This is a genomic window from Alistipes sp. An54 (assembly GCF_002159375.1).
GTDB classification, from domain to species: Bacteria; Bacteroidota; Bacteroidia; order Bacteroidales; family Rikenellaceae; genus Alistipes; species Alistipes megaguti.
The window spans coordinates 284,177-292,511 of record NZ_NFIA01000003.1; the positions used below are offsets into that span (position 1 = coordinate 284,177).

The following is an 8,335-nucleotide window of genomic DNA, read 5'->3' on the forward strand; positions in this document are numbered from 1 at the left end:
CAAACAAAACCCTCTCCGAAGCGTTCCCCGTGAGGTGTCAGACAAAACTTATCGAGGCTACCTGGGAAATGGACTATAAGTCACATTCTCGGGGCTCTTTCCATGCTGCCTTGTAGCCTGCTTCATACGGATACTCTTTCATAAATTCTGTCTATTCCATCCTTGTTTTGTCGATTTCAGGAGCAAAGTTATTGTTGGAGTGTGCTGAAATTTTGCGCACATGGCTGTTGCCTTTACGAAAAATGGATCGGCAATAGCCGATCCATTGGAATGAATTTGTTTGAAGATTATTTGAAGGTGATACCGTGTTTCAGACAATAGTAGAAAAACGTACTGATTCCCACAGAGTCATGATGAGACATGCACCAATTAAACATTTCGTCACATTCTGAACCATAATAGTCCGGATACTCCATGCTTACCAGATGAAAAAGTCGTCGTCCTTCCTTTGCTCCAAACTCGCTGGCCAAAGCTTGTCCGATTGCACGCCATGCATCATAGTCCGAAGTGATGTCGATTCTCAAGGTGTTTATTTGTGAGATGCAGGCACGAACTCTTGCTCGTGTCTTGATGTCGACATGTGCTGATCTTTTGTCCCGGCGAGGCTCCTGGCAACCATTTAATCCCAGAAGAAAGTAGGGTCTTGCGTTGGGATTAAAAATCGGGTTGGGATCGTAGCTTGCGACTCGTAATCGGGCAATGTCGCAGCATGAGGTATCGGCGACCAATCCGAATTGCATTTGAAGTTCATTGACGAGTGCACAATATTGGCTTTTGTGTTTTTCTGAGTATGCAATTCGGAAGACAAGGCATAGTCCGTTACCTCCAATGGAGAGTCCCGCGTAACTCAGACAGCAGAACGCATCAGCCAATTCCTGTTTGACGAGTTCCCATCTCCCGTTGACTTGAGGATTGTCCTTGCCGTCAATATCGATACAAATATAATGACTGTGTCGTTCGGTAAGTTTATGTTTGCCTCGGGTGTCGAAAATCCCTGAAACCGTTACGCAGGGGAGGCTGAACCTCTTTATTTTTTTGCGAATTTCAGGATCTTGTGTTTGGCGGTACCTGGTAACCTCGTCTTTGTACTCCGAACTCAGTAAAAACTCCCATAGAGGGACTGTTTTTACCGGGATCACGTTAACCATATTCTCGAAAAGAGATACTTTGGGAGATGGAATTCCTTCGGGAATCCTAACAACGGTGTTTGTCATTTTCGTTTTTTTAGTTTAATAGATTTTTTATGTTGATATTGTAAGCGAACTGCATTATTATCTCCTTGATTCATAATTTATTATTTTTTAGTTTATGCTCACTTCTTGCCTGCTTTCTGCTTGTTGCGTACCTTGCTTTTGTTGTTTTGTGGCTTGGGTTCTTGTTCATTACCAGCGAGAGGTTTGCTGGCAAAGCGGTCTTTCTTCCGCCTGTCGTATTTTTTTGCGTCGGCGTCAAGCAGTCGTTTCCATCCGACAAAGGATTGCATGATGCGCGACGGCGTATTCTCGGGTGGCAGTTCTCCGTAAAAGGCGTAATCTAACAGGACCTTCAAGGCTCGAAACTGAAGACGTCGAGGTATGTGCTCAATAGCTTCGAAGTAGGATATGAGAAAGACAAAGCCTTCTCTCAACGGCCTTTGATGATGTTGTCCAGATTTTGAGGCTTGTTTGTTGCAGAATTTTTGTAATTCTTCTTCCGACACATTCTCTAACATGTGCCAAGGGTCATAGTTATTCATAATTTTACGTATTTTATAATTTGACATGTTCGTTGCAATATTGTTCGATGGTTGAGGATGAACGGTGTTGCATCCATTCGAGAATCTCTTCCCGGTTGAAAAAGAGGCGACGACCGCCGTGCTCCGGTTTGTGAAACGGAATCTTGCGTTCGCAGGTGAGTTTATACACTGTGGCTGCGCTGTAGCCGGTTAGCCGCGTAACACCTTCTACGGTCAAAACCTCGTTCTCCGGAGTGCGAACCGATGCAGGGTTGCCTAGTGTGCGGTCAATGGATAGAATCTGTTTAAGTTGCCCCACTGTTAACATGGCAATTGGGGTATCATCTGTAATTGTTTTCATCTTTTTATTTGTTTATAATAGTTTCTATCCATATTTATAATGAGCGAGGTTTCTTGTGGCCGGGAATGAAAATACCCCCTCGAAACCGCAATTTCGAAGGGGTATTTCCTGAAAATGATGAATCAGACTACCGGATTTCGCCTGTATGGGTCAATAGCAAGCCTTGGGGACAGAGCTTTTCAAGGAATGGTTTGAAAATGAGTTTACAGAAATTAATGTCGTCTATCTCTGTGCTCTCAAAGAGTTTCTTGAGGGTCTTGTATATTCGGCTTATGGTTTGATCCGATGTGGCTCCGATGGCTCTTTTGATGGATTGGATGGAGAGCAATCGGCGATCCGGGATTTGCTGGAGATGTTGTTTGCAGTAATAGAACAGGCTGCCGATGTAGAGCCAGTAACGAATGTCCGCGCGTGTCCCCTGAAAAATAGTTCCAGTAAAGATTGAAGCGGTTCTCCCACAATCGGGACATCGCAATAGTAATGGGTCTGTTTTCCTTAAAGGATTGTGAAGAACTTCGTTGCAATTGGGGCAAAAGGTGGTATGCTGTTTTTTGTAGAACGCAATTGCGGATTCTCTGTTGGGGTATGACCTCAAGAGAGTTTGGTAGCTGAAAGGTACTTTCATAGGATGTGTTTTTTCGTGCATATAGGATGCAGGGTTATGTAATAGCTGATTTTAGAGCACTTTTGCGGCTTCGTCGATTACCCGGTTGTCAAAGCTGTCAAGATAGACATTGGTGGTTTCCAGGTCGGTGTGCCCGAGCATTTGCGAAATGACTTCACGCGGAACATGGTTGCGCTGCAAGGTCATGGCTGCCGTATGGCGGGAGACATAGCTCGTCAGGTGAAATGCGATTTGCAACTCCTCGGCGAGCATCCGCAGGTATTTCTGATACTTGCTGTAACGCCCCCGAATGTGCGTATAGAGCTTCTCATCCGTATATCCCGATCGGGTAATAATCGGTAGCAGATAATCATCTACGGTCGGAGAACCTGCCTGCAGGCTTTCGATCAGTTGACGGATGGCAGGCGTTATTTTGATTGAGATTGGCTTCACATTCTTTTGTCGCTTGATCTTTTGCCGTTTATAGACAATGTAGTCTCCGTCCTCCATATGCTTGATGTGGGATGCGGAGAGCAGAGCCATGTCGACGAACGAGATTCCATAGCAATAGTAGGAAAAGAGAAACAGTTTGCGGGCATATTCGCATCGTGGATCACTGGCAGAGGCGTTTTTCAGCTTCAAGAGTTCAGAGGCGGGCAGATACCGCTTGTCGGTGGTCTCTTCGAGTTTGGAGATTTCGAATCCGCCCCGACCGAATGGATAGGTCGCCACGGAACCGACTCCTTCGGCATTGGCTCGATTCAAAATGGCCCGCAAGGCCTTGAAGTAGAATTTGCGTGTATTGCCCCGGCAGCCTCTTTTCTGGAGGAATACATCGAATCCCCGGACATAACGTAGATCAATATCCGAGAAAAGACGTTGATCCAGTTTCCGATCATACAGTTTCAACATATCCTGTGCCTGCTCGTAGGTTTTAGCATTGCCGATGTGTCCGGTCGCATGCAGCTCTTTGATACGGGCCGTGAAATAGTCGTTGAATCGTCCCTGCCTGGCGGTATTGAGGAAGGCGTCCTCAAACTGATTCAGCGTCCAGTCGATGCCTTCCAGTTCGAAACGTTCGATAATCTCACGGGCGCGGACCTTGAATTTGACCAAGAGGGCGTTGTCGGCTTCACGCTGTTTGTTTTCGGCCTTCTGTTCGGCCCCTTTCAGATTACGCAGGATGATGAATTGTTCGCCGGCTTCATCCCAATATTGGGGTAGGACATAGAGATTGAGTGCAATGTATTTGCGCCGTTTGTCTTTAGTGACACATAACCGGATGGCATAACGGCCATTTCGGTCAGAAATATCGCGTCGGCGAGGAAAGCGGATGGAATAGGCCATGGCTTCATGACATTTTTAGTTTTATTCGCAAAGGGGTTATCGAATAGTAATACGACAAGCGAATAAAGCTACTGTCAAAGTAGAATATCGACATCTTCTACTGAAGCACAACCGTGATCCCTATCCAGAGAAAGGTGATACGATTCAATATTGCTGATTAGTCGTAGACTGATGCAAATATAAAAAGAGATTCGACAGATGATTCCAATTTTAAAATTTGCTGTCAAAATATTAGGGGAAAATGTGTATAATTATCTTGTTATTAGAATGTTATATGTTTTAAATTTATTTCTAAATTGAAAGAATAAAATTTAATTTGATATAAAATCAATTGATATAATTTGCAAATTCCCTGGAACACAAATGGAACATGCGAAATCGAAATAGATCCATATAACGCCAAATTGCAGGTGACGGGATGTTTGATGAATCCATTGAAAGATAAATCATTACATTTACCTGCAAAATTGAATTTCAACCCTGGGGGGCGTGTGGTCGCTGGTTCGAATCCAGTCACCCCGACTGAAGAAAAGGCTTGACAATCACATGATTGCCGAGCCTTTTTCGTTTCTGGCAGGCCGTTCGGGCAGGGGTTTCAGACCCCGTTTCTGCGGCATTCTGCGCGGGGCGTGTAAACCGTGGTGTAAACCGCCAAAAGGCTATGGACGCCACAATTTCAGTCATTTGCTTCAAAAGCAAGACCCTCGCCAACGGGGAGCATCCGCTCATGTTGCGTATTACGAAGGACCGCAAACGGACGATGAAAAGTCTCGGCGTGTCGGTCCATCCGTCAAATTGGGATTTCGACCGCAACGAACCCAAGCCCAAGTGTCCCGACCGCAAGTATATCCAGCAGATTATCCTGAAGGTCAAGACCGAGTATCAAACCAAGCTGTTGGAGAAGAGCGCCAACAATGAGGATTATACCGCTCAAACGCTTGTCAAGGAGCAGTCCCGAGCGCAAATCCAGTCGGAAACGGTCGAACATTTCTATTTGAGAACCATTGAGCAACTCAAACGGGAGGGGGCGGTAGGCAATGCCTATGCCTATCAGAACTCCTATCAGGTCTTGCGATCCTTCCACGCGGACAAACCGCTGGCTTATCCGTTTGGACAGATTGATGAAGCCTTTCTGAACGCTTTCGAGAGTTGGATGCGGTCAAAAGGGAACAAGGAGACAACCTTGAGTTTCCAGATGCGGACCTTGCGGGCGATATTCAATCGTGCAGTCAGAGCCAGGATTGTCGGCAGGGAGAAGAATCCGTTCAACGAGTACAAGATCAGTAAATTCAATACCCGAACACCGAAACGCGCCTTGAGCAAGACGGACGTGATGAAGATCATGGCCGCTGATTGTTCACAGGGTAAGGCAATCGAGCAGTTTGCCCACGATGTATTTGTCTTCTCCTATTTGTGCGGTGGTATCTCGTTTGTGGATATGGCCAACCTGACGCCTGCCAATATCGTGGAAGGGCGGTTGATCTATTGCCGTCAGAAAACGCATGGAGCTGTCAATGTCCCGTTGTCGGCACAAGCAAGGGAGATTCTTGCCAAATACGACGGACATTGCAGGCTGGCGGGTTATCTGTTCCCGATATTGGATGAGCGGGTACACATTACGCCCATGCAAAAGAAGAATCGGGTGCATAAAATGTGCGGCAGGGTGAATTTTGCCTTGCGGGGTATCGGCAAGCGTTTGAAGATCAAGTCTACCGTTACGACCTATGTCGCAAGGCACAGCTTTGCCACCGTACTGAAGAAGTCGGGCGTGAATATCGGTATCATATCCGAGGCCTTGGGACATCACAGCCTGAAGACCACTCAAATCTACCTCGATTCATTCGAGAACTCGCAAATCGACGAAGCCATGCGGCATCTGCTGTAAGAATCGGGAGGTCGGCGACCCTGTTGGGAACCGACCTCCTTTCTTCTAAAGGTATGTGGCGCCTTCATTACCCGAGGTACTTCTCCAGTGTGTCATAGGTCGCCTGTTCCCGCGAAACATCCTCTCCCGTCTTGGGGTTCACGATCTCTTTCACCTGCTCATCCGTCAAACTTCTCAGCCTTATCTCCACCAGGCTGCTGAACTGTGTAGGGTTCTCCGCATGGTTGAACTTCTTAATCAGGAAGGTAATCAGATATTTTTTCGCCAGGAACGAATTCGGAATTCGTTCCAAAGCTGCCTTATACCACTTGACGCTTCTGTAGAACCATCCTGCATCTCCAAATGCCCGCGGCAGTACTTTGCTCTTGACACTGGCTACAAGGTCTTTCGGTTTGAGGGAGTTGGCACCCGTACACCAGAGAGAGATGGTCGCCAGCGGGAAGCCCTTTGTTTGTAGCTCCACGGCAAAGTCAAAGACCTCATTCTTTTCTCCGAGAGCCATTGCTGGAGCTGCCATATAATCGGTCCCCTTCCACGAGGTCGTGCAGATATTCATCTCGGCGATCAGGGCCGCAATCTCCATCTCGGCATTCAGCGCCTCACAAATCACAAGTTCATCCAAGTTCTTACCCAAGTTCATCCATGCGACCACTCGGTGCTGTCCATCCACCACGGCATAGTACCGTTCTGCCTGTTCGTTAGGAATATCGTGCCCTTGCAGGTCGACCAGACAGCCGTTCATCTGGCAGACCTCTTCACCCTTCACGACGGTGATGGGCGACAACTGGCCATGCTCCTGCATCGATTTCTCCTTGGCCTTCACGGTCTTGGCGTTGGTCGGGCGGTTACCCTTTACAAATGCGAACTGACGGTTTTCATTATCCGTAGAAATAATCATTTTCTTCATAATATTAGTGCGGGTTGACCTCATACCACCCGCGAGGTGTTAATAGTGAATATTTTTTTACGGTTTTCGTTTCTCGGCGTCGGGTCTGACTGGTGAGCTCTTGCCAGCTCGTAGGACGGGCGGAGGATGGCTTGGGCGAACTCCCATCCTCGTTCCATCGTTCGATTCGACCTTCGGCCTTTCGGTTCGGATACTCCCTCCCAACCGAGAAGCGGGGTGTATGTCAAGGAACCTGTGTTCGCGGTTTCACCATTAACACCTGCTAATTTTATACCAACCTGTTTTTCAGTTAATTATGTGTTTTCAACCGTCAATCACATCTAAAATACATTTTACTCTTTTACCCATGAAATGGGGATAGGATTACCTTTATAGGTCTTTTTACAATTTTGAAGCATATCATATGTGTTTTTATAGGACAGGTCCTGCTTTGACACATTGTCAGAACAAGCTGTCAGATAATCGCAAATGAACTGGCACAGCTCCTGAGGGACGAAGGACTCAACATGGAGGACTCCATGGAGAAAGAGAAGCGTATTGTACCCAAGAAAATTCATGAAGGTCGGTCGTCTCTTGGGCAGTTGGACGTCAACAGGCAATAATTTATCCAACGGAAACGGATTTTTCAAATATGCCTTCTCGATCATCTCCACCAACCAATTCTGGGAATTGGATATGGAAACACTTCCCTGCCCGTTGGCCGTAAGTAAAAATCTCTGGTTGGGATTGAATCCATCGGCCTGAATGGTTTTCAGGAAACGATAGGCGTTGGCAATATCTTTACGCCGTTCTGCGTCTTCCAATGCCGCAATTTCTTCTTCCGTATAGGGGTGTAAAACGGGATTCACGTAAGGGGCAAGCAAGAGAACATAGAAAGGCAGGTGGTTCTCGTCCAAAAGCGTGGGATATTTATTCTGTAACTCCAACAATTTTTCGTAATGCGGCATATCGAAAATGATTTTCAGATCCTCTGGAAAAACATCGAAAGTACGGGATTCCCAATATTTCGGCAGTACATCGACTACTAAATCATTATCGTAACAAGCCCTTTCAAGATTCTCGTTGATGCTCCAGCACGAAAATTCATAGTATTTTTCAAGATAAGGAAAGGCTTGCTTGATGAAATCAAGCGGAAATGATACGAGACTCATAAGTGAACGAGGTTTATGATTCTTTCAAAATTACGAATTTCCCCTGAATTATTTTCACAATTATTTATTCAACAATTTGATTTATTGTAAAATATTTTATATATTTGCATAACTTTTCTACGAAAGACATCCACCGTTCAGATAGGGATAATTTTTGTTAAGGCAGATTCGTCTGCCTTTTCTTTGCGCTGTCTTTCCACATTTTTTGAGTGTGAAATGAAAGTCTCCTTTATAAATATAGATTCAAGATTAAAAAATATGGAAAGCAGAATAGAAACGGATAGCAAGATTTGAGAGTTGAAAACTTGTTTGCTGTTTTCTCATTATTGGAATATTCCATTTAATGATAGCATACTCTCTTACTTT

Annotated in this window: 8 protein-coding genes; 2 read left to right on the forward strand and 6 right to left on the reverse strand. The window is 45.7% G+C overall.

The window, feature by feature from the left end; all coding sequences use genetic code 11:
* Positions 1-287: 287 nt before the first annotated feature.
* The 3 genes from B5G09_RS04885 to B5G09_RS04895 all read right to left on the reverse strand — a co-directional run bounded on the left by B5G09_RS04885 (position 288) and on the right by B5G09_RS04895 (position 2,075).
* Complete coding sequence (locus tag B5G09_RS04885; RefSeq protein ID WP_087404264.1) at positions 288-1,214, reverse strand: BT4734/BF3469 family protein; 927 nt, start codon at positions 1,212-1,214, stop codon at positions 288-290.
* Positions 1,215-1,312: 98 nt separating this feature from the next.
* On the reverse strand, positions 1,313-1,735 hold the full coding sequence (locus B5G09_RS04890; protein WP_143256480.1) for a DUF6291 domain-containing protein: 423 nt from the start codon (positions 1,733-1,735) through the stop codon (positions 1,313-1,315).
* Positions 1,736-1,748: 13 nt separating this feature from the next.
* Positions 1,749-2,075, reverse strand: a complete 327-nt coding sequence (locus tag B5G09_RS04895) for a helix-turn-helix domain-containing protein (RefSeq protein WP_087404266.1) — start codon at positions 2,073-2,075, stop codon at positions 1,749-1,751.
* Positions 2,076-2,238: 163 nt separating this feature from the next.
* On the opposite strand from B5G09_RS04895, the gene B5G09_RS13865 reads away from it, so the two are divergent.
* Entirely contained in the window at positions 2,239-2,520 is a 282-nt protein-coding gene (locus B5G09_RS13865) for a hypothetical protein (protein ID WP_143256481.1), read from the forward strand.
* A gap of 231 nt (positions 2,521-2,751) precedes the next feature.
* Here the strand turns inward: B5G09_RS13865 and B5G09_RS04905 are convergent, their stop codons facing one another.
* A complete protein-coding gene (locus tag B5G09_RS04905; RefSeq protein WP_087404268.1) occupies positions 2,752-4,026 on the reverse strand; it encodes a site-specific integrase in 1,275 nt (424 codons plus the stop codon).
* A 661-nt stretch (positions 4,027-4,687) separates the two neighbouring features.
* On the opposite strand from B5G09_RS04905, the gene B5G09_RS04910 reads away from it, so the two are divergent.
* A complete protein-coding gene (locus B5G09_RS04910) occupies positions 4,688-5,911 on the forward strand; it encodes a site-specific integrase (protein WP_087311369.1) in 1,224 nt (407 codons plus the stop codon).
* Between the two features lie 67 nt (positions 5,912-5,978).
* Here B5G09_RS04910 and B5G09_RS04915 read toward each other — a convergent pair whose 3' ends face one another.
* Positions 5,979-6,818, reverse strand: a complete 840-nt coding sequence (locus B5G09_RS04915) for a ParB/Srx family N-terminal domain-containing protein (RefSeq protein WP_087404289.1) — start codon at positions 6,816-6,818, stop codon at positions 5,979-5,981.
* Positions 6,819-7,150: 332 nt separating this feature from the next.
* Positions 7,151-7,969: a hypothetical protein gene (locus B5G09_RS04920; RefSeq protein ID WP_087404269.1), complete on the reverse strand. Its 819-nt coding sequence runs from the start codon at positions 7,967-7,969 to the stop codon at positions 7,151-7,153.
* Positions 7,970-8,335: the final 366 nt, after the last annotated feature.

Coding starts and splice junctions, on each gene's coding strand:
- B5G09_RS04885 (WP_087404264.1), bottom strand. CDS start 1,214: ATGACAAACACCGTTGTTAGGATTCCCGAAGGAATTCCATCTCCCAAA.
- B5G09_RS04890 (WP_143256480.1), bottom strand. CDS start 1,735: ATGAATAACTATGACCCTTGGCACATGTTAGAGAATGTGTCGGAAGAA.
- B5G09_RS04895 (WP_087404266.1), bottom strand. CDS start 2,075: ATGAAAACAATTACAGATGATACCCCAATTGCCATGTTAACAGTGGGG.
- B5G09_RS04905 (WP_087404268.1), bottom strand. CDS start 4,026: ATGGCCTATTCCATCCGCTTTCCTCGCCGACGCGATATTTCTGACCGA.
- B5G09_RS04910 (WP_087311369.1), top strand. CDS start 4,688: ATGGACGCCACAATTTCAGTCATTTGCTTCAAAAGCAAGACCCTCGCC.
- B5G09_RS04915 (WP_087404289.1), bottom strand. CDS start 6,818: ATGAAGAAAATGATTATTTCTACGGATAATGAAAACCGTCAGTTCGCA.
- B5G09_RS04920 (WP_087404269.1), bottom strand. CDS start 7,969: ATGAGTCTCGTATCATTTCCGCTTGATTTCATCAAGCAAGCCTTTCCT.